The sequence below is a fragment of the Alkaliphilus oremlandii OhILAs genome (genome assembly GCF_000018325.1).
Classification (GTDB): Bacteria; Bacillota; Clostridia; order Peptostreptococcales; family Natronincolaceae; genus Alkaliphilus_B; species Alkaliphilus_B oremlandii.
In genome coordinates this window covers 320191-340691 of record NC_009922.1, presented here as the reverse complement: position 1 = coordinate 340691, position 20501 = coordinate 320191, and the positions used below count along the sequence as shown (strand labels likewise).

The following is a 20501-nucleotide window of genomic DNA, read 5'->3' as shown; positions in this document are numbered from 1 at the left end:
CTTTAAATAATCTTTGCCACAATGAACAAGGCAATGCTTCCAAATATATATAAATATCCCAAAACCTTCGCTATCAGACTTTCCCTCATAAGCTGTTTTTTCTTTAGGAGGGAAACATCTCTTATTAATATGAATGATCCCGTCAATATAAATATGGCCAGCATATTGGCCCCAAACCGCATTTTGATATAATATAGAATTGTATTCAATGGATATCCTGCCTTTCTACACTGAGTATAGTCAAACAACCTTATATCATAATGTTTACATTTTGTGGATTTTATATTCATACAAGAAAAAGAAAAGTTTGGTCGCATAAATCGGGTTATTTCGCAGTCTCGCAACTCAAATTTGTTCACTCCTTCCAGTCGTGCAAATTTGGTGCTCGTTGCGTTTGACCTACCATCGATTTATTGCTTCCTTTGGTCGCATAAATCGGGTTAGGTCATAAAAAAAAGATCTAAGAAGTAAAATTTCCTAGATCTTTAAATATATTTTTCTAATATTTTAATGTCCTCAAGCCGATCGATATCCGTTCCTACCTCAGGGTAGGGGGTAACGAATGCTCTTCCCTTGATACCGAATTTTTCTTCGATATATTTTTCCAAGTCCTTGATGGTAAGTCTTTTAGCAAGCATTTTTACAACCAAGGATGGTCCCAAAGCTTTCAGCATTTTTATAGGGTTTTTTCTATGGGTAATCAGAAGCCGAATTTCATCTTCCATGAACATTATCTTCTGGGGATTCACCATGATTAAATTCCCCCCTGTAAACTCACCATCCTTCATGGAAATATAGGTACGCTTTGCCGCTGGGTACCTTTGCTCACATACCGCTCTTCGAATGATGGGATAGTATAAATCCGCTTGCAAGGAGTGTGCCTCCTTGATAAAATTACTTACAGCTTCCCCACCAATGAAAGGAATATCACAGGTAGCGATCAATAGGTTTTCCTCCTGGGGAAAATAGGACAGAGCAGTTATAAGGTTGTCCAGCAATTCTTTGTTGCCATCGATGATTTTATCCACTTTGTATCCAATTCTAGGAGATAGAACTTCCTTATTCCCAATGACTAAGATCTCCTCCACCAATCCAGATTGAACCAATGCCTCGATGGTATATTGAATTAACGGTCGATCATTGAAGTGTATCAAGGCCTTTCCCTGTCCAAAGGTCTCAATATCCTGTGGACTTTCCCCTGCTAAAATAATCGCCTTCATGATATTTCCTCCCAACCCATAGATTTTCACAGGGTATTCTATATCGTTCCTTACTGTTCTTCTTGACTATAAATATCTAGTTGCTCCATCATATGATTCGTTAAATTTTCAATGTGTTTCGTTCCACATTTATATGCCAATTCGGCGTCTCTCTTTACAATGGCCTCATATATGGCTTGGTGTTCATCTACCAAATCCTTTGCTCTATCGTATCGGGAAATATAGCGGACCCTAAAGCGGTAGACCTGCTCTCTCAGGCTCTGTGAGATTTGGTTGAGTTTACTATTTCCTGTAGCACTAAAAATACAATCATGAAACTCTACATCTTTTTGTATGAGGCCGTCGATATCATTTTGTTGGGCACAAAGTTTAAAGTCGTTACAGATTGCTGTTAATTCTTTAATTTCATCGTCTGACATTTTTTCTGCCGCCAAGGATGCTGCCAGCCCTTCTAGCACCATTCGTACTTCCAATACATCGGATACATCCTTGATGGATACATCGGCTACGTATGCACCCTTTCTCGGAACCATCACAACTAACCCCTCAAGCTCTAGCTTGCGTATCGCTTCTCTCACAGGGGTTCTACTGACACCCAACTGCTCTGCCATCTGTATTTCCATTAATCTCTTTCCGGGTTCAAGCCTTCCATCTAAAATAGCTTGTCTTAAATATTCAAAAACAATTTCTCTCAAGGGCTTGTAATTCTCTATGTCTAATTTCTCTAATTTATCCAATTTCAGTACCTCCATTATAAGTTTGTACCATATATGATTGCTTATAGAATAATGACAGATGCTCATAAGCCGATTTTGCTCTTTCATAGCTTTTAAATATGCCAAAGACCGTAGGACCACTGCCAGACATCATTGCGCCCAAGGCATTATATTCCATCATCTTTTTCTTTATTTCTGTTATGATCGGATATTTATTTACCGTAACAGTTTCCAATACATTGCACATCTTGCTAGAAACATCGTAAATATTTCCTTCTTTGATTGCTTCTAGCAGCTGAGCCGTTGGAGGCCTATCTACTATTTTAGACAAATCTAGACTTCCATATACATCTCCCGTAGACACAGAAATCGCAGGTTTTACTAAGACAATCCAAGTATTTTTAATATCTGAGTTGATAGGGGTTAATACTTCCCCAATGCCCTCCGCTAGAGCTGTTCCTCCCAAAAGGCAGAATGGAACATCTGCCCCAATGGTCACACCGATTTCCATCAATTCTTTTGTAGAAAGCCCTAGGCTCCAAAGATGATTCAGCCCCATCAGCACCGCTGCTGCATTGGAGCTTCCCCCTGCCAAACCGGCAGATACAGGGATTTGTTTATCTATAAAAATATCAATTCCTCTCGTAATATCCAACCGCTGCTTCAGTTTATGTGCTGCCTTATAGGCAATATTCGAAGAAGTTGTCGGTATGAATATACAATTCGTAGAGAGCACAATCTCACTGTCCATTCTTTCTCTTATCAATATATTATCATATAAATCAATTTGCTGCATAATCATTTCTACTTCATGGTACCCATCTTCTCTTTTTCTCCGTACATCTAAGGATAGATTGATCTTCGCCCTAGATTTTAAATATATTTGCTTCATAACCGTCTCCCCTAAGCCAACATTATAGACTAATCCAATTATGTTTATTATATATGAATAGATAGTTTTTCTGCAACCCACAGTAACATAAAAGAACCGCTCTTTTAGCGGTTCCGTTTCATATTTCTTATAATTTAAAGTTGTGGACCTTCTCTATAATAATATTCTCGCCTACCTTTACTGCTGCTGGGTCCTCGATTTGATTGGTCTCCATGATCTGCTGTACCGTTGTATGGTATCGCTTTGCAACATTCCACAGGGTATCTCCATCTTTCATAAAATATACGGTTAAGCTCGGTTGCTTTAGAGAATTCGTGTCCTCTTCTAACACATCAATTTCTGAAATAATATCGATGGATTTGTTGCAGTATCCTTTGCATAATGCAGCGATACTGACTTTAACGTCTACCTGCTCTCCATTGATTACATTGTAGGTGATCTCTTCTACAAATAGATCCACCTCTGCTTCCATATCTTCATTTAGCCCATATAGATCTCCGTGATACCTAAATGGAATCTCCTGCATAAAGCTATATAGAGATTGAGCTCCTTCTATGGCCTTGTATAGAACTGTTGCTTCAAGAATACCTTCGATTGCCATCTTATTTTCTAAGGCTGTATAATCTGTTAAAATTGGTCGGATATTAACAGAAAACACTTCGGAGATTGGCGGCTGTCCATAAGGTGTATCCATGGTTTCTCTTAAAAGTACATTGCTTCTGCTCATGCCGATGCTCTCCCTGAGCACCATCTGCTTTTTGCTAATCTGAAGGTTCTGACTAGGAGAATACGTATCTACTAAAAATTCTTTGCTTTGAGTATCCATCACTTTCACATCGGCTTGTATGATGGACTCGATTTCAACAATCTTTCTCTCGCCACGGATATTCTCTTTAATATCGTAGTAAAGCTCCTTCGGAGTAAGCTTTAAATGATAGGTCATGTCTCCAAATATATTTGGAATCTCTACAAAATGAGTAAACGGCACTTCTCTTTTAATTACTTTTAATGGATTATCGTAATCGTCATCAATGTATAAAAATTCTATATTGGCTACGCCACCGACGATGACCTTACCATCTGTAATTTTAGATTCTCTTTCTATGACGGCTAAGTCCCACTTTAAAACCTCTTTGATTTCATATTCCTCTTCCATCATTTCAAATCCATCTTTGATTAAAGCTTCCGATTTACTGTAACCTGCTGTGTCCGTATATTGGAAACTCTCCTTTAATACCTGTATGTCCTCTATCCCTGCAATGTCCTTTGTAATCTCTATACTTTTTTCTTCTATGACCTTACTGGCCAAATTGATGATGGCTTTAATTCCTATTTTTCTATCGTTGTTGATTGTAAAGTCGATATGCTCAACCTCCGCTGTTACCTCCCCTTTCATTTGAGGTGTAACACCGTCTATATCAATGCTTTGTTTGAACTCCGTACTGCTGTCTATGCTGTATAATGGTTGGTCTCCTTTTTCTGAAACATACAAAATTTTAAAATAGGTAACACCTTCTGCTGTGATTTTATTTTCTCCAATTTCTTGCTTTGTTAATTGTACCTTGCCCGTTGCAGATAATACTCTCGTAATATCCGGCTTTGTATCTGGCACTAAAATGTCACCTTCGACAATAGTCTGGGCAATATTTTCTCCTATGACTTGCTCCAATTTCAATACATCTTTTATAAGTTCTACAGACATATTTTTGCCTCCTCCCGCATCTTTTTGAATTATGTATATTCAGTTCGTCCAAAATTTCTCTCTATATATATATGTTGTAAAAATAAAAAAAGAAGTGAAAATCTAAGATTTTCACTTCTTTTCTATTTCTTTATTTAAACTTTTCTAGGGCTGAACCTCTTTCTATAAGCTGTAGCTTCCAGTCTCGCTTTTTTTGTTTAATTTCGTACTCCCTCTTTTGTGCTTCAATTTTGTCTTCATATTCCTCAAAGTACACCAACTTTACAGGCAGCTTTGCTCTCGTATACTTGCCGCCCTTCCCCTCACCGTGAGCCTTCAGTCTTTTTACCAAATCGTTGGTCCATCCTGTATATAAACTGCGATCGGAACATTCTAATATATACACATAATTCATTGCAATCACCATTTTTTATTTATTTTTTAGAAAAATAAAAACCACCTCATTGGTGGCGTTTATTTTTTGTTTATAATTAACTAACTCTTGTCTCCTCGCCGTCATTACATATTGTAATCTCAACAGTCTCTGTAAGGATGTCCGAATAACTATAAGAAACTCTTCGAACACTATCGTCAAACTTTCCATCAATCCTTACAATAAAAATACTCGGATATGTTTCCTCTAGAATTCCTTCACGAACGGTGGTCTTTTTTCTTCCTTTATTAGCCTTTAGAACAATCTTCTGTCCAACATATCCTTCGATGTTTTTTCGAATCTCTTGTAATTGGTTCTTTCCATCAAGTGGATTTCTGCTCGCCAAGTAATCACCTTCCTTCGCTACTTTAACATTTATATCATATCACATTTGATAATTCTTGTCAAATAATTAGCCATATATTATATAATGCGACATACAATGTTGTCAATTACCATTTATCTATTTTTTTAATGTTTTTTAATAGATAAATCTACGGATATCTCACAAATAATTCTAAATCCATATTTAAATAAATTTTATAGATCAATCTATTCTATCCTTAGCAAAAATGCACAATTTTATTTACCCATATATTTTCTGCCAAAAATTGAACAATCTAAGAGGATGGTTCCATCCTCTTAGACTATGCCTATAGATATCTATAAAAATGAACAATGCCCTTGGCAATTGCCTTTGCCGCTTTTTTTCTATTCTCCTCTTCCATCAGCATCTTTTCTTCTACAGGATTGGAAATATAGGCTGTTTCTAAATGAATAGAACTGACCATTACCTGCCTTAAAAGAAAAAAGTCTGCCTGCTTTATGCCTTTATCTAAAGTTTTTAGATCTTCGTTGAGCGCAATCATTATTTCTCTACCCAGCGCTTTTGCTCTGCCATCCCCTCTGAAATAGTAGATCTCCGTTCCAGACTTAGAAGGATGGCTAAAATAATTTTGATGGATACTAATAAAAAAATCTGGCGCAATATCGTTTGCCATGATTGCTCTATCATTTAAATGTACCATCTCATCCGTTTCCCTCGTTAGATAAACTGTAGCGCCCAAGTTTTTAAGCTCTTCCTTTAAATATAAAGCAATGGATAAATTCACATCTTTTTCCCTCAAACCCTGCATTCCGGTATAGTCATCGCTTTCTTCACCGCCATGTCCTGGATCGATGACCAATATCCGATCCTTTAACGGCTTATGGATGCTTGGGTTTTTTATTTTCTTTATTTCTACCCCAGTGTAGTAGTATTTCAATATTTCTTCCGCAGTCCTGCCGCTACAGGCCATTGTATTTGATCCATACTGACAAAGTCCCAATCCATCCCCTTCCCCTAAGGTAAAGAATCTAATCAGTTCTGGCCGCCAGCTGAATCGAGTAGAGCTTATTTTTAACTTATCCATGACTTCCTTTCCTTTAAATTCCTTACCCCCGATTTTTATCTTGATCACTCTACCATCTTCATCCCGAACCACATCGTCGATAATATCATCTATACTGGCAGCATTGAGTACATCATCCCTCGTCAGTTTTACACCCAGCTTTTTTTCTACCTCCTGCAATGGAATATCCTTATGATTGATAAAGTAGGGGCTACCTTGACAATGAGCACAAAGAACCTTTCTCAAATACTGAACCACATTGCCTTCCACACCCTCACTATTTTCTGTGGAACCGCCACAAACCAAATGTGTCCTTGCATCAATGGGCTTATTGTTGAATAAAATCACAGAACCTTCCGTCTCCTCAACAGCCACCCCTAGCTTCTCAAGATATCCTTCATAATTGCCCTCCCACAACTCTTTATAATTTTCTAAGGGCAATGCTTCCTTAAAATACGCCGATGAAATATCTGCCTCCTTATTTTCTTTACATCCATAGCCGCCATAGACCTTCATTTCTCGGACTAAATTTGTTCTTATAATAATACTTTGAGCCTTCAGTGCCTCCATATGAAAACTTATGGGAACGCTCCATGCCAACAGTACCTTTACCATTTCTTCTAATTCTTTCGTAACGATTTTATCTTGGCCTTTGTCATATATATTTATATATATTTTCTTATCTTCCTCATACAAATTGAACCCTCCTAGCCTTTCGCACTATGCTTATATTTATATTGAAGTCAATCGAATCTCCCTCTCTCATGTACCTATATATAATACAAGTACTCAAATTACTGTACTATATATTATGAATTATTGTTTTTCATTGTGCATACCATCTGCTTTAAAAGCATATAATATAAGCTGTTAAAGTTTCATGCTTTTCCACCTTAGATCTAGGACTTATTTACTAAAATAAGATTTGCGCCCTTCTGCTCAAAGACCTTGTATCCCACTTAATTCTAAGGTTTACGTATAAGCTTAAGGCCTTAAATTTGAAAATTTTCTAAATATTGCGTTGCTAAAAGTAGTGCTTCATATTATAATGAGTAAATGGTAATATTTTAACTAATTATTTCGTGTTTCAAAATTTTAATTCAAACCACATGGTATGGCTTTAAGAAAGGGAGGAGATTTTAATGAAATGTCCTATATGCGGCAATGAACATACAGGAAAGCTCAGTAAATCTAGGTATTTTTGCAGTAATTGCTTTGTAGAGATTTTCCTCTCTAAGAAAAATAAGTTAGAGCTTCTAAAAATTTCAGAAGATGGTTCCACCTATCCAATCTACGCTAATTAGCTCCACAAAATTCTCCATAAAAAGGCTACAGATACCTATATAAACTATTACTTTAAAAAAAATCCATGGTTCAGAGAAATCTAACATTCCCTGAATCATGGATTTTATTGTTCTATTAATGACTAGCAGCCACCGCCACCATTTTCTAATGCAACGATAAAGCCTTTTCTAAACATTACAGTGCCGTAATCAACCTTCACTTCATCAAATCTGTTATCCAGCATCTTATCAATTACGAATTTTACACCGTTGACATCTTTTACTACATCGTGTTGTGTTGCCTCTTCCAGAGACAATGAAAAACTTGGACCTGATCAGCCCATGGATGCAACGTAGATTCTAACGCCTCTATCTTTTGTATTCTGCTTTAAAATCTCTTGCTTAGCAGACTCTGTTAAATTTATTTTCATACAAGTTCCTCCTCTTTTTATTTGTTATTTCTCCATGGATTTTACTAAATGATATAAGGTTCTTACACCTACACCAGATCCACCCTTGGCATAGTATCCTTTTGTACCTAAGGCCATAGCTGTTCCTGCAATATCCATATGAATCCACGGACGACCCTCTACGAATTCCCCTAGGAATAATCCTGCTGTAATAGTTCCTGCACCTTTGTCACCAACATTTTTAAGATCTGCTATATCGCTTTTGATCAACTCTTTGTATTCTGGGAAGGATGGTAACTGCCATACTTTTTCCCCTGCTCTTTCAGCAGCCAGATACATTTGCTGGACAAAATCATCATCATTAGAAACGAGAGCTGTTGTTACGTGTCCAAGAGCAACGATGCAAGCACCAGTCAATGTTGCTAAGTCTACGATCCTTGTAGCACCTTGCTTCAATGCATAGGTGATACAATCGATAAGGACTAATCTTCCTTCTGCATCTGTATTTAATATCTCTATTGTTTTACCATTCATGGAGGTTAGAATATCACCCGGTTTATATGCTTTTCCAGAAGGCATATTTTCGCAAGCGCCTACGATGGCGATTACATTCACCTTTGGCTTTAAGGCTCCGATTACATCCATGGCACCCAATACTGCTGCGGCACCACCCATGTCACTTTTCATTGCATCCATTCCTGCACCAGGCTTTAATGAAATCCCACCGGAGTCAAAAGTTAATCCTTTTCCTACCAATCCTATGATTTCTTCATCCTCTTTGTTACCAAAATATTTGATTGCGATTAATTTCGGAGGTTCTTCGCTTCCTTTCGTTACGCCCAAGAAGCTTCCCATTCCTAATTTCTCCATATCCTCTTTTTCCAATATGCTGATTTCAAGTCCATGGTTATTGGCTATTTCTATGGCCTTGTCTGCCATTGCTGTAGGCGTTAGCACATTACTTGGCTCATTGACGAGATTACGGGCGATAATCGTACCTTGTGCTAATTTTGCTCCTGTTTGAAACCCTTTTTCTAAGTCCTTGTTAATGGATTCCTCTTCGTTTAATAGATAGAGCTCCTGGACTCCTTCACCGCTATTTCTATCCGTAGTTTTGTACTTATCAAACTTATAAGCTGCAAGATCTGCGCCTTCCATCATACATTGTCCGACAAGCTCCGGTGCAATGCCTCGATCTAGGCCGATGGCTGTCATAGCAACTACTTTTGCTTTCATTGCTTCTGCTTCTCTAACAACCTTTGCAGTTAATCTTCTTATCGTATCCTCTTTCAAATCTGTTTCTTTACCAAGACCCAAGAGCATTATTTTCTTCGCAGGAATTCTTCCTAGGCTATATATAACCAGCGTCTCTCCTTCTTTTCCTTTAAATGCTTCTGAGCTGATCATTTCAGTAATAATACCATCTAATTGCAGATCCATACTTTTTAGATTATCGTTGAGACTTTTTGTTCCTTCATAAATGCCGATGACGATTGCATCTGCCATGATTTCTTTAATCTGATCTTTCATTACTTGAATTTTCATTTAATAACAGACCTCCACTTTCATAATTTGCACTAATCTTACCATCTTTATTCTATATCTATACCCATAATTCCTTTCGATAGTCAAAATATTAAATTATTATCATTATTATTTCGTCATAACTAGATTCCCTAATGGATGGACCTTAATTATTTAAATCCACTTCTTTAAATAAAAAACTATGGCTCAAAGAAGTGGAATGTCTCCCTGAGCCATAGTTTCTATTTATTGATACCTTTTCCTTTCAGATCACTTTGTAGAGCTGGGATTACATCAATTCCTCTTTCTTTAAATATTCTACAAAAGAATTGGTTAGATGGTTCGTATTGATATCCGCTACAAATAATGGACCACCTTCCACAACCTTTAATCTTGCTTTCCCATCTGCAAAGTTAAATCCATTGCCATAGAGTACTCTACTATTGTTGATTGGCCAAAATACCTCCGTTCCTTCCACCCTGCTGAGTCCAAAGTATTCTGGGATTGCTTTTTCCATATCCAGCTGGATTTCCTCCAGGTTTCTGTATTGGAAGCTCTGATCCAGTATCTCTGCAAGTTTCTCTACGATCTCCCAGTTTTCATATGCTACCAGAGGTGCAATGGCCTTATTTAACCGTTGGATTCTTCTTTCTGTATTGGTATAGGTGCCACGAGATTCTGCAAAGCCTACTGCCGGAAGAACCACATCCGCTTTCTTTGCAGTTTCTGTAAGGTGCGTATCCTGAACCATCAAGAAGTCCAATGTTCCGAAATCCACCTGTGATAGATCTTCTCCAAATACCAACAAAGCCTTCACCGTTTTATTTTCTAGAGAATTCTCCAGTTCCTCATACCCCTTCTCAATTCCCATATCCTTCAACCCTTGGCTGTTGCTATTTTGCTTTAATTGAATCATACCACTGCGAGGCTTTCCGATATGCCCACTGATGGCTGCTAAATTCCCTAGAATTGCAGCTGCATCGGAAGTGATGGTCTTTTCTTCAAATACAATCATTGCTTTCTTAGAATGACCATAGATCTGAGCAATATCAGCAGCCTGCGGACTAATGGCAATACCAGCTAAACTTTTCTTCAATGCTTCAAAGTTTTCACAATTCTGCTGTCCTGCTACGAATCCACTTTCAATCATCGCCTTTAGAATTTCCTTTAAGAAGACAATATCGTTTTTAGGCGTTGCCTTCACCTGTGCATAGGCGTCAATTTTACTCTTGTTCGGACTGATGACGATTAATTTTGCCCCTTGCTCCACAGCCTTTTTAATTTTCAGTCCTGCTACAGTGTTGTGGTCCATAATATTTGTACCAACCAATAGAATGGTATCGGTATTCACCAGCTCGTCGAAGGTATTCGGCGATGCATCGTAACCGAAAACCTCTCCAATACCACCAGATTTGCCGTTAAAGGATCCGATATTTTCAGTTTTAAATACATCTTTACCAAGCTTGGATATTAAATAAATCTCTTCGTTGGTATATCGGTCGGATACAGAAATACCGATGGCACTGCTTCCATATAAAGCACCGATGCTTTGGGTCTTCTTTGCTGTGTAAAGCAGGGCTTCATCCCAGCTAGCTTCTTCTAGCTTCCCATTTTTTCTGATGAGAGGCTTCGTTATTCTTGTGCCTGCCTTCGTCATGTCAAAGCCAAAACGTCCTTTTACACAAAGAAGCTCATCTCCCAAAGGAGTTTCTTTTTTCGGTAGGGCTCTAATCAATAGATTTCCCTTGGTGTTTAAATCCACCTTACAACCTACGCTACAATGGGAGCATACAGTAGCTGTGCTTTCAAGGGTAACTGGTACTGGCTTTTCGATGGCCAATCTTTCACCAAGTGCTCCCGTTGGGCATATGCTGATGCATTGGCCACAGCTGATACAATCTGTTTCCTTCAGCTTCTGGTTGAAGGGTGGTTTTACGATGGTATCAAATCCTCTATCAATCAGACCAAGGGCAGTGGCGCCTATAACCTCATCACAAACACGAACACAAAGTCCACATAGGATACATTTATCTGAATTCCTCACAATGAACGGATGACCGTCATCCTCCATACGATAGTGCATCTCACCATAGAGCCTTTCTGGCTCTACCTTATATTCATTGGAATAATCTAAGAGCTTACATTCAAATACATCGTGACAGCCGCATTCTAAACATCTCATGGCATCCTTCTTAGCGGCTTCCTCTGTATATCCTGCAACGATTTCCTCAAAGTTTCTTCTTCTTTCCTCTGGGGATAAATGGGCCATCGCAGGTCTGTTTTCTCTCTTTCTATGAGCAAACTCCTCTACAGGCACCTGATCCCTGGTTACATAGAATGGTTTTTCGTAAGGAATCATTTTGCCTTCTAAATATCGGCACATCACATCCGCAGCCCTTTTACCTTCTCCAATGGCCGCAATGGCAATATCCGGTCCATTGTTAGTCCCATCTCCACCTGCAAATACATCGGGTAAATTCGTCCGATAGGAATTTTCATCGGCACAGATGGTACCCCATTTTGTCAATTCGATTTCCTCTAGGCCGGTGACATCTACCTGCTGACCAATGGCAGCAATGACGCAGTCTACTTCGATGGTCTCTTCTTCACCCTCTATCGGAATCGGCCGTCTTCTTCCTCTTTCGTCCGGCTCTCCAAGCTTCATCTTTTGAAGTCTTATTTTCGTTACCTTTCCATCCTCACCTATAATCTCAATAGGATTGACTAGGAATTTAAAGATGACGCCTTCTTCTTCTGCCTCTAGAATTTCGATATCCTCCGCCGGCATTTCTTCCTTCGTTCTTCTATAGATATTATAAACTTCCTTTGCCCCTAACCTTACGGCGGTTCTGCAAGCGTCCATGGCTGTGTTACCGCCACCGACCACGGCGATTCGCTCTCCTGTTTTGATCGGCTCATTCAAGGTGACCTTTCTCAAGAAGTCGATTCCACCAATGACACCTTCAAGGTCTTCCCCTGGGCAATTCAGCTTCGTACTATTCCACGCCCCAATGGCAACATACACCGCATCGTGCTTTTCTCTTAAATAGTCCAGCTGCACATCTCTTCCAATCTTTGTATTCGTTATCATTTCAGCACCCATCTGCCGGATGATATCGATTTCTTGGTCTAGAACTTCCTTCGGCAGTCGATATTGTGGAATTCCATATCGAAGCATACCCCCAAGCTCTGGCATTCCTTCATAGATTACCGGCTTATGTCCCGCTACCGCTAGATAGTATGCTGCTGTAAGTCCACTTGGACCGCCCCCTATAATGGCCACACTTTTACCTGTGGCAGGTTTTAACTCTGGTATAAATACATTGGGATTTTTTAAGTCAATATCCGCTACAAAGCTTTTTAACCAAGCAATGGAAATTGGCTCATCTAAAGCTTGACGTCTGCAGGCAGTTTCGCAGGGATGGGGACAAACTCTACCGATACTGGCTGGCAGCGGTAATTTTTCTTTGATCAACTCTACAGCCTCTCGATATTGTCCATTCCCGATTAAACCCACATATCCCTGACAATCCGTTCCACCAGGACAAGCGAGAACACATGGCGGTCTACAATCACCCACGTGGTCGGATAGCAGCAGCTCCAATGCTATTTTTCTAGATTCCTTCACTCGAGTGGTATTGGTTCGAATGATCATATGATCTGAAATTTCTGTGGCACAGGCCTTTAGCAGCTTTGGAATTCCTTCTACTTCAACGACGCAAAGACCGCAAGAACCGTATACCTTTACTTTTTCATCATAGCAAAGTGTGGGAATCTCAATATCATTTGCCTTTGCTACTTCTAAAATTGTCTGCCCCTTGTGTCCCATTACTTCTATACCATTTATATTCATCCTAATATTTGGCATTTATATTCCCCCTTGTGTAAATTAGTCAACAATTACTGCGCCAAACTTACAAACTTCATAGCATTTACCACATTGAATACATAGCTCTTGGTTGATGGAATGCACCTTTTTAGTTTCTCCTGAAATCGCTTCCACAGGACAGTTCCGCCTACAAAGCCCACAACCGATACATTTTTCATCTAAGATATTGTATTCCAATAAGTTTCTGCATTGCTTTGCAGGACACTTTTTACGGTGAATATGACTTTCATATTCCTCTCTAAAGTATCGAATTGTGCTCAGTACTGGATTGGGAGCCGTTTGACCTAATCCACATAGGGAGCCCTCTTTTATTTTTTCTCCAAGGTCTTCTAAGAGTTCGATATCGCCCTCTTTTCCTTCACCTTCACAAATTCTAGTTAATATTTCCAGCATCCTTTTTGTCCCAATTCTACAATGAATGCATTTTCCGCAGGATTCCTTCCGTGTAAAATCTAGGAAAAACCTTGCCATATCCACCATGCAAGTGGTTTCGTCCATAACGACCATACCACCGGAACCCATGATGGCACCTATTTTAGCAATGGACTCATAGTCCACCGATGTATCCAAAAGCTCTGCTGGTATACAGCCACCGGATGGTCCACCCATTTGCACAGCCTTAAACTCTTTATCCCCTTTAATCCCGCCACCGATATCGTATACGATATCTCTTAAAGTGATTCCCATAGGAACCTCAACCAATCCGCCTTTTTTTATCTTTCCAGTCAATGCAAAAACCTTGGTTCCTTTGCTATTCTCTGTTCCCATGTGACCAAATGCAGCACCACCATTGTTGATAATCCAAGCAACATTGGCGAAGGTTTCAACATTATTAATATTTGTAGGCTTATCCCAATAGCCTCTCTGTGCTGGAAATGGCGGCTTCAGCCTCGGCATCCCTCTTTCGCCCTGTAAGGATTCAATCAATGCCGTTTCTTCTCCACAGACAAATGCGCCTGCTCCTGCTTTAATCCTCAAATCAAAGTCAAATTTATCCAGTCCTAAAATATTCTTTCCTAGATATCCCCTGCTTCTCGCTTCTTCTATAGCATGGTTCAATCGATTTATAGCAAGAGGATATTCCGCTCTTACATAAATAATTCCTTCATTTGCCCCAATGGCATATCCATTGATGATCATACCCTCTATTAAATTATGAGGATCTCCCTCCAATACGCTTCGATCCATGAAGGCACCAGGGTCTCCCTCGTCCGCGTTGCACACTACATACTTCACGCTTCCTGGCGATTGCTTTGCTGCATTCCACTTAAACCATGTTGGGAATCCAGCGCCTCCCCTTCCTTTTAAGCCAGAAATCTTAATTTCTTCGATGACATCTTCTGGTGTCATGGTCTCTAAGCACTTTTTCATCGCTTCATATCCACCAGTGGCAATGTATTCGTCTATATTTTCTGGATCAATAATGCCACAGTTTTTCAAAGCCACTCTTTTTTGCTTCGATAAAATCTCTCGATCTACTTCCTCGATTGTAGATGAATTCCCTTGTCGTTCTGCGATTGCAGCAACAATTGCATTTGCCATGTCTCCGTCTACTTTTACAAAGGTCTCTTTATGTCCATTTTCGTCAATCAGATCTACAATCGGCTCTAAATAACACATTCCGATACAACCCGTTGATTTCAACTCAATATCTAGGTTTCTATGCTCTATTTGTTCTTTTAAAACAGAATATACTTTATTGGCACCAGCAGCGATACCGCAGCTACCTTGACCCACAATGATTTTCATATCGAAGCCCCCTTTATTCTCTATTGCGCAGATTTAATTTCTCTGATAATACTTTTCACCTTTTCCGGTGTCAGATTCCCATAGGTATCGTCATTGATCATCATCACCGGAGACAGGCTGCAACATCCTAAGCACGCAACATTGATTAATGTAAAGAGGTTATCTTCTGTAGTTTCACCATCTTGAATATGGAGTTCTTCCTTAATTGCCTCCTCTACAGCCTTGGATCCATTTACGTGACAAGCTGTTCCTTGACAAAGCATTATCAATTTTTCCCCTACTGGTTTTAGTCTAAATTGAGTATAGAATGTAGCGACACCGTGGATCTTAGCTGGTTTAATACCAGTTTCCACAGATATATAGTTCAAGGCATCCATCGGTAAATAGTTATAATATTCCTGAACATCTTGTAAAATACTAATCAAACTACCTTTTTTGCCCTCATATTTGCTTAAAATGCTCTTTAGTTTGTCCTCATCCTGTGCTGATATCTCCATTGCTAACTTCCTACTTTTTCCCTCACAACAACTCATTTATCCCACTCCTTTCAGTTCCTTGCCAGTTTGTATAAAGGATTCCACATTTACAGCAAAGTATAATCTAATTATACTCTAACTTAGTTAAAAAAAAAACGTACTTTTATAATTAAAATTATTCTAAATATTTCAATTACATCATACCACGACACTAGATGCTTGTAAATCACAGCTCGATCGAAGGATCTTGTATTTTCCATTAGTATTACAAATATTTAATGAAGATTATTATTTTTTACATAAATTGAGTTTGAATTTTCTATCTATTTGTAGTAATATAGTTATGTATCAATGCATACTCATGCAATAATTTTAAAGTGATACTTAACCAAAGAAGGGAGTGGCTCTCAAGGGGTTACAAGAAATGCATTCATACAAAAAATAAATAAATTTTAGAGGAGGAAATTATTTCTATGGAAACGAAAAAGCAAGCCACGCTTTTACACGCACTCATTCCTATTGTTGTACTTGTAGCATCTCTATTTGTAGCAATCACAAAGTTTGAAGCGGATCCTCACATTCCTATCATCGTTGCTATTGCAGTTGCTTCTTTAGTAGCGATTATATCCTTAGGTTATAAATGGGATGAAATAGAGACTGGTGCTATTGAAACAATTCAAATGTCCATGCAGGCTATCTTAATATTGATGGTCATCGGTAGTGTTATCGGAACATGGATACTGAGTGGTACCGTTCCTACAATGATTTATTATGGATTAAAAGTTCTATCTCCTGGTATTTTCCTAGTAGCTACAACGCTGATCTGTTCTATCGTTGCCTTAGCCACAGGTAGCTCTTGGACTACTGCTGGTACAGTAGGGGTTGCTCTAATCGGTGTTGGACAGGGTTTAGGTATTCCGTCTGCCATTGTAGCCGGTGCAATCGTTTCCGGTGCATATTTTGGAGATAAAATGTCACCTCTTTCAGATACAACGAACCTAGCTCCAGCAATGGCTGGTACAACATTATTTGAACATATTAGACATATGTTCTATACAACAGTTCCAAGTTTATTGATTTCCTTAGTTTTATACGGTATTATCGGCGCAAAATATGCAGGCGCAACTTTAGACACAGCAAATATCGATATTATCTTAGAAGGAATCTCAGCAAACTTCAATGTTTCACCCTTATTACTGCTACCTCCTGTTATCGTTATTATCTTAGTAGTTCTTAAGGTTCCTGCACTTCCTGGATTACTTGCTGGTACTGCTTTAGGTGGTATATTCGCAATGATATTCCAAGGCTCCGGCTTAGGAGACGTGATCAATGCTGCACACTACGGATTTGAAATCGAGAGTGGCGTTGAAATGGTTGACGAACTCTTAAATCGTGGTGGATTAGACTCCATGATGTGGACTGTTTCATTAATCCTATTAGCCATGGTCTTCGGTGGCATTATGGAAAGAACAGGTATGCTTGGATCCATCGGAAATGCAATATTAAAATTCGCAAACAATACAGGTTCTTTAATATTAGCAACAATTTTAACAAGCCTTGCGGTTAATATCCTTGCTGCCGACCAATATCTATCGATCGTAATCCCTGGTAGAATGTACAAGGATGTTTACAGAGACAGAGGAATTCACCCTAAGGTTTTATCTAGAACATTAGAAGATGCTGGTACATTAACATCTGCTTTAATCCCTTGGAATACTTGTGGAGCGTTTATGCAAAGTGCCCTGTTAGTTTCACCATTAGCATTCGCACCTTATGCTTTCCTAAACTGGATCAACCCTCTTGTTGCAATTCTATATGGATACATTGGTTTCAGTATCACTAAAATAGACAAGGATGGGAATGAACTAGATAAAAACGGTAAGGTTGTCGTAACTAGTAAATAATCTATATAAAGGAAAAAACCCTGACAGAGTCAGGGTTTTTATTTTATGCATAAAAAATAATACAAAGTTGTTAGACAAATACAAATGCCTACAAAATTTATACGCATTAAAAATAAATAACTTATGACTCGTAAATTATTTAGAATAAAGGTATTCTGACTTAAGCCTAAGAGCATTTACTTCGCCTTCCCAAACATAAATTCAGTGGCATATGAAGTAAATTCAGCTAATACAGCGGCGAGACCGTTTGGGATTCTAACCCAATTCCCTTATTTGTATTTTACTGTTTATTCAGATTTATTATATCTCATCTGTACATTTCTGTCAACAATAGTGAATCTATGGGCTATTTAAAAAAGCACTGGACTTCATCCAGTGCTTTTTATAGTATGATTGAATTGTTATTTCGCTTGGCTTAATGCATTTTTAATCGCTGTAATTGCTCCTGTACTTGAAACAGTTGCTCCAGATATGGTATCTAGGTTTCCTGTATTCTTAGCCTTAGCATTTTCTGCAATCTTCTTCACTGCCACGTCACCGATGCCCTCTGTCTCATCCATTTTGTTAATTGTAACGTCTGAGATTTTTCCTCCAGCAATGGTAACCTTCATTTCGATGTTACCGTAGAAACCTTCCGCTTTTCCTACGTAGGTACCATCTTTAAAGCCATCTGCCTTAGCAGGTTCCGCTGGTTTAGCTTCCTCTTTTTTAGGCTCTTCTTTTTTAGGCTCTTCTTTAGCTTCTTCCTTCTTATCTTCCACTTTCACTTCTTCAGCTTTTTTGTCTGTTGCTTCTGCAGTAGCCATTGCCTCACTCTTTAATGCATTAATCACAGCAGCTTGAATTCCTTTACTAGAATAGGTTGCTCCTGTTTTACCATCCACTGCTACCGTTTGTTTTTCGATCATTGCATTGGATAGCTCTGTTAATGCAACATCTCCTAAGCCCTCAGTTTCACCGTGCTCTAAAACTTCGATGCTTACAAGCTTACCATCTTTAACTTCTACTTTTACTTTGATATCGCCATGGAAACCTTCTGCAGCTCCTTCATAAACGCCATCTATAAATTCAACTTCTTCAACTGCTTCTTCTGCTGGCTCTTCCTTAGCGCCTGCAGTTCCACCAGCTAAAGCATTTTTAACCGCTTCCATTACACCGTTACTTGAGAATGTTGCACCAGAAGATACATCTACATCTGTCTTCTGTTCTGCTATGATGCTATCGATAACATTTTGTGCGCCTACATCTCCTAAGCCTGGTGTCTCGCTATTTTCTAATAGCTCGATCCCAGTGATCTTTCCACCAGAAACTACGACTTTAACTTTAATTGGTCCTCCGAAGCCCTCACCAGTACCTTCGAATTCTCCATCAGTAAAGCTTTGTGTTCCGCCAGCAGCGCTTAGGGCATTCTTAACGGCTTCCATTACACCGTTACTTGAGAACGTTGCGCCAGAAGATACATCTACATCTGCCTTTTGTTCTGCTATAATGCTGTCAATAACATTTTGCGCTCCTACATCACCGATTCCCGGTGTCTCACTATGCTCTAATAAATCTATAGAAGCAATTTTTCCACCTGCAACTTCAACCTTAACCTTAATTGGTCCAGCGAATCCTTCTCCTACACCTTCATATACCCCATCTGTATAAGTAGCAGCTGAAGCTGTAGCTCCTTTGTTTGACATAAACATTCCACCAGCTAAAATACCAATCGCTACTATAGGCATTATAATAAGTGCAGCTTTTTGTTGCTTATCCACAACCAAACACCTCCGTAATTGTTATAATTGTATCATAATATCATGCCATACTATCATACCATAATTTTTATATTTTTAAAACAAGTTTTTAATAGTAAATACTATGTGAAAATCGTTCGTTTTCCTACAATATTGAAGCAAATTTTATATATTTACTAAAACTTAACTTGTTGTTAAAGCAAAGTTTAAGTTAATTTTATATAATTTAATTGAGATGCACCTTTAATGTAAATTAGACCATACCGATTAGATGATTGAAGCTTCTAATTTAAAGGAGGAATTTTATGCTGAATGGTTTAAAAGTTAGAGAGCTAAGAAATATCAAAGGATACACCACCTTGGATATTTCCAACTTAACGCATATCTCGAAAAGCTATATTGAAGAGCTGGAACGGGGAGCTAAAAAAAATCCTTCCCTCAATAAAGTAGTTGTATTGGCCAAAGTATTGGGTGTTAAAGTTGACGAGTTGATTTTAAACTAAAGAGCATCACATGACCGCATGGGTCCAATAAAATAAATAAACACAATAAAAGGAACGATTAAGCAATTTTAATGGTTCCTTTTATAATTTCTTCCCTATATTTTTCGATTTCATTATAGACCTCTACCCAGTTGAAAACCCTTGTTATACCTGGCATCAATTCTTTTCGATTATAGTAACAATCCATCAATAGCACCTTAAACCCAGCCGCTGCAATTTCCAATGCATTTTCATAGCGATCTTCTATAAAAATATGGCAGGATAGTTCTTTCGCTTGATCTACCTTATAGTGAGATCCTAATAAATATAGCTTCCCTTTCGGTAAATTGTTTTTGTGAAACCACTCTTCGGTTATGCTTTTCATTCTCTGACTTCTTGCTGTAACATAGAAAATATTATTTTTACTATTTAAGCTTACAAGTGCATTCTGCGCATTTTCTCTAACTTCCGCTTCCAGATGGATCTCTTTGCTATATAATTCATAAAACTTATCGTACTCTTCTCTTGGAATCCTTAATACTTCATGAATGTCATAGGTAGTAACATCCTTGGGTTTTAAATTTTTTCCAAAATACTGATTTGCTCGCTCTAACCAATAGTATGCATCTGTAATCGTTCCATCAATATCAATACATAAATTAAGCTTCATCCAATCACCTCTCCTTTAATTTCTATCTATAGTATACATCTT

General features: G+C 38.5%; 18 protein-coding genes and 1 riboswitch. Of the genes, 3 read left to right on the top strand and 15 right to left on the bottom strand.

Annotated elements, in window-relative coordinates:
- Positions 1-2 precede the first annotated feature (2 nt).
- The 8 genes from CLOS_RS15775 to CLOS_RS01480 all read right to left on the bottom strand — a co-directional run bounded on the left by CLOS_RS15775 (position 3) and on the right by CLOS_RS01480 (position 7029).
- Positions 3-209, bottom strand: coding sequence for a CLC_0170 family protein (locus CLOS_RS15775; RefSeq protein WP_156774375.1), 207 nt, complete (start codon positions 207-209; stop codon positions 3-5).
- A gap of 276 nt (positions 210-485) precedes the next feature.
- Entirely contained in the window at positions 486-1220 is a 735-nt protein-coding gene (gene mobA / locus CLOS_RS01510; protein WP_012158165.1) for a molybdenum cofactor guanylyltransferase, read from the bottom strand.
- Between the two features lie 50 nt (positions 1221-1270).
- Entirely contained in the window at positions 1271-1957 is a 687-nt protein-coding gene (locus CLOS_RS01505; RefSeq protein WP_012158164.1) for a GntR family transcriptional regulator, read from the bottom strand.
- Positions 1950-2828 (bottom strand): 4-(cytidine 5'-diphospho)-2-C-methyl-D-erythritol kinase, encoded by an 879-nt coding sequence (ispE, locus tag CLOS_RS01500; protein ID WP_012158163.1) that lies wholly within the window; start codon positions 2826-2828, stop codon positions 1950-1952. The genes CLOS_RS01505 and ispE overlap by 8 nt, the downstream gene beginning before the upstream one ends.
- Positions 2829-2955: 127 nt before the next feature.
- Complete coding sequence (locus CLOS_RS01495) at positions 2956-4530, bottom strand: DUF3794 and LysM peptidoglycan-binding domain-containing protein (protein ID WP_012158162.1); 1575 nt, start codon at positions 4528-4530, stop codon at positions 2956-2958.
- A gap of 130 nt (positions 4531-4660) precedes the next feature.
- Complete coding sequence (locus CLOS_RS01490; RefSeq protein WP_330360308.1) at positions 4661-4936, bottom strand: GIY-YIG nuclease family protein; 276 nt, start codon at positions 4934-4936, stop codon at positions 4661-4663.
- Between the two features lie 64 nt (positions 4937-5000).
- Positions 5001-5288 carry a Veg family protein gene (locus tag CLOS_RS01485; protein ID WP_012158160.1) on the bottom strand — a complete coding sequence of 96 codons (288 nt, stop codon included), beginning with the start codon at positions 5286-5288 and terminating at the stop codon, positions 5001-5003.
- 307 nt (positions 5289-5595) lie between these two features.
- Positions 5596-7029, bottom strand: coding sequence for an N-acetylmuramoyl-L-alanine amidase (locus tag CLOS_RS01480; RefSeq protein WP_012158159.1), 1434 nt, complete (start codon positions 7027-7029; stop codon positions 5596-5598).
- 446 nt (positions 7030-7475) lie between these two features.
- Here CLOS_RS01480 and CLOS_RS16000 point away from each other — a divergent pair, with 446 nt between their 5' ends.
- Complete coding sequence (locus CLOS_RS16000; protein WP_012158158.1) at positions 7476-7637, top strand: hypothetical protein; 162 nt, start codon at positions 7476-7478, stop codon at positions 7635-7637.
- A gap of 122 nt (positions 7638-7759) precedes the next feature.
- Here the strand turns inward: CLOS_RS16000 and CLOS_RS15770 are convergent, their stop codons facing one another.
- The 5 genes from CLOS_RS15770 to nuoE all read right to left on the bottom strand — a co-directional run bounded on the left by CLOS_RS15770 (position 7760) and on the right by nuoE (position 15721).
- A complete protein-coding gene (locus CLOS_RS15770) occupies positions 7760-7933 on the bottom strand; it encodes a hypothetical protein (protein WP_012158157.1) in 174 nt (57 codons plus the stop codon).
- Between the two features lie 138 nt (positions 7934-8071).
- On the bottom strand, positions 8072-9571 hold the full coding sequence (locus CLOS_RS01475; protein WP_012158156.1) for a leucyl aminopeptidase: 1500 nt from the start codon (positions 9569-9571) through the stop codon (positions 8072-8074).
- A gap of 268 nt (positions 9572-9839) precedes the next feature.
- Positions 9840-13418 (bottom strand): molybdopterin-dependent oxidoreductase, encoded by a 3579-nt coding sequence (locus CLOS_RS01470; RefSeq protein WP_012158155.1) that lies wholly within the window; start codon positions 13416-13418, stop codon positions 9840-9842.
- A gap of 21 nt (positions 13419-13439) precedes the next feature.
- Positions 13440-15188: an NADH-quinone oxidoreductase subunit NuoF gene (locus tag CLOS_RS01465; RefSeq protein ID WP_012158154.1), complete on the bottom strand. Its 1749-nt coding sequence runs from the start codon at positions 15186-15188 to the stop codon at positions 13440-13442.
- 20 nt (positions 15189-15208) lie between these two features.
- A complete protein-coding gene (gene nuoE, locus CLOS_RS01460; protein WP_012158153.1) occupies positions 15209-15721 on the bottom strand; it encodes an NADH-quinone oxidoreductase subunit NuoE in 513 nt (170 codons plus the stop codon).
- A gap of 416 nt (positions 15722-16137) precedes the next feature.
- On the opposite strand from nuoE, the gene nhaC reads away from it, so the two are divergent.
- Positions 16138-17568: a Na+/H+ antiporter NhaC gene (gene nhaC, locus CLOS_RS01455; protein ID WP_012158152.1), complete on the top strand. Its 1431-nt coding sequence runs from the start codon at positions 16138-16140 to the stop codon at positions 17566-17568.
- 128 nt (positions 17569-17696) lie between these two features.
- Positions 17697-17886, bottom strand: a riboswitch (cobalamin riboswitch).
- An 83-nt stretch (positions 17887-17969) separates the two neighbouring features.
- Here nhaC and CLOS_RS15155 read toward each other — a convergent pair.
- Complete coding sequence (locus CLOS_RS15155; protein ID WP_012158151.1) at positions 17970-19328, bottom strand: FMN-binding protein; 1359 nt, start codon at positions 19326-19328, stop codon at positions 17970-17972.
- Between the two features lie 284 nt (positions 19329-19612).
- On the opposite strand from CLOS_RS15155, the gene CLOS_RS01445 reads away from it, so the two are divergent.
- Complete coding sequence (locus CLOS_RS01445; protein WP_012158150.1) at positions 19613-19810, top strand: helix-turn-helix domain-containing protein; 198 nt, start codon at positions 19613-19615, stop codon at positions 19808-19810.
- Positions 19811-19868: 58 nt separating this feature from the next.
- Here CLOS_RS01445 and CLOS_RS01440 read toward each other — a convergent pair whose 3' ends face one another.
- Entirely contained in the window at positions 19869-20459 is a 591-nt protein-coding gene (locus CLOS_RS01440) for a 5' nucleotidase, NT5C type (protein WP_012158149.1), read from the bottom strand.
- Positions 20460-20501 lie beyond the last annotated feature (42 nt).

What these genes read in the sequence shown, in the direction of transcription:
- mobA (WP_012158165.1), bottom strand. Translation starts at nt 1,220, where the DNA reads ATGAAGGCGATTATTTTAGCAGGGGAAAGTCCACAGGATATTGAGACC.
- ispE (WP_012158163.1), bottom strand. Translation starts at nt 2,828, where the DNA reads ATGAAGCAAATATATTTAAAATCTAGGGCGAAGATCAATCTATCCTTA.
- CLOS_RS01495 (WP_012158162.1), bottom strand. Translation starts at nt 4,530, where the DNA reads ATGTCTGTAGAACTTATAAAAGATGTATTGAAATTGGAGCAAGTCATA.
- CLOS_RS01490 (WP_330360308.1), bottom strand. Translation starts at nt 4,936, where the DNA reads ATGGTGATTGCAATGAATTATGTGTATATATTAGAATGTTCCGATCGC.
- CLOS_RS16000 (WP_012158158.1), top strand. Translation starts at nt 7,476, where the DNA reads ATGAAATGTCCTATATGCGGCAATGAACATACAGGAAAGCTCAGTAAA.
- CLOS_RS01475 (WP_012158156.1), bottom strand. Translation starts at nt 9,571, where the DNA reads ATGAAAATTCAAGTAATGAAAGATCAGATTAAAGAAATCATGGCAGAT.
- CLOS_RS01470 (WP_012158155.1), bottom strand. Translation starts at nt 13,418, where the DNA reads ATGCCAAATATTAGGATGAATATAAATGGTATAGAAGTAATGGGACAC.
- CLOS_RS01465 (WP_012158154.1), bottom strand. Translation starts at nt 15,188, where the DNA reads ATGAAAATCATTGTGGGTCAAGGTAGCTGCGGTATCGCTGCTGGTGCC.
- nuoE (WP_012158153.1), bottom strand. Translation starts at nt 15,721, where the DNA reads ATGAGTTGTTGTGAGGGAAAAAGTAGGAAGTTAGCAATGGAGATATCA.
- nhaC (WP_012158152.1), top strand. Translation starts at nt 16,138, where the DNA reads ATGGAAACGAAAAAGCAAGCCACGCTTTTACACGCACTCATTCCTATT.
- CLOS_RS01445 (WP_012158150.1), top strand. Translation starts at nt 19,613, where the DNA reads ATGCTGAATGGTTTAAAAGTTAGAGAGCTAAGAAATATCAAAGGATAC.
- CLOS_RS01440 (WP_012158149.1), bottom strand. Translation starts at nt 20,459, where the DNA reads ATGAAGCTTAATTTATGTATTGATATTGATGGAACGATTACAGATGCA.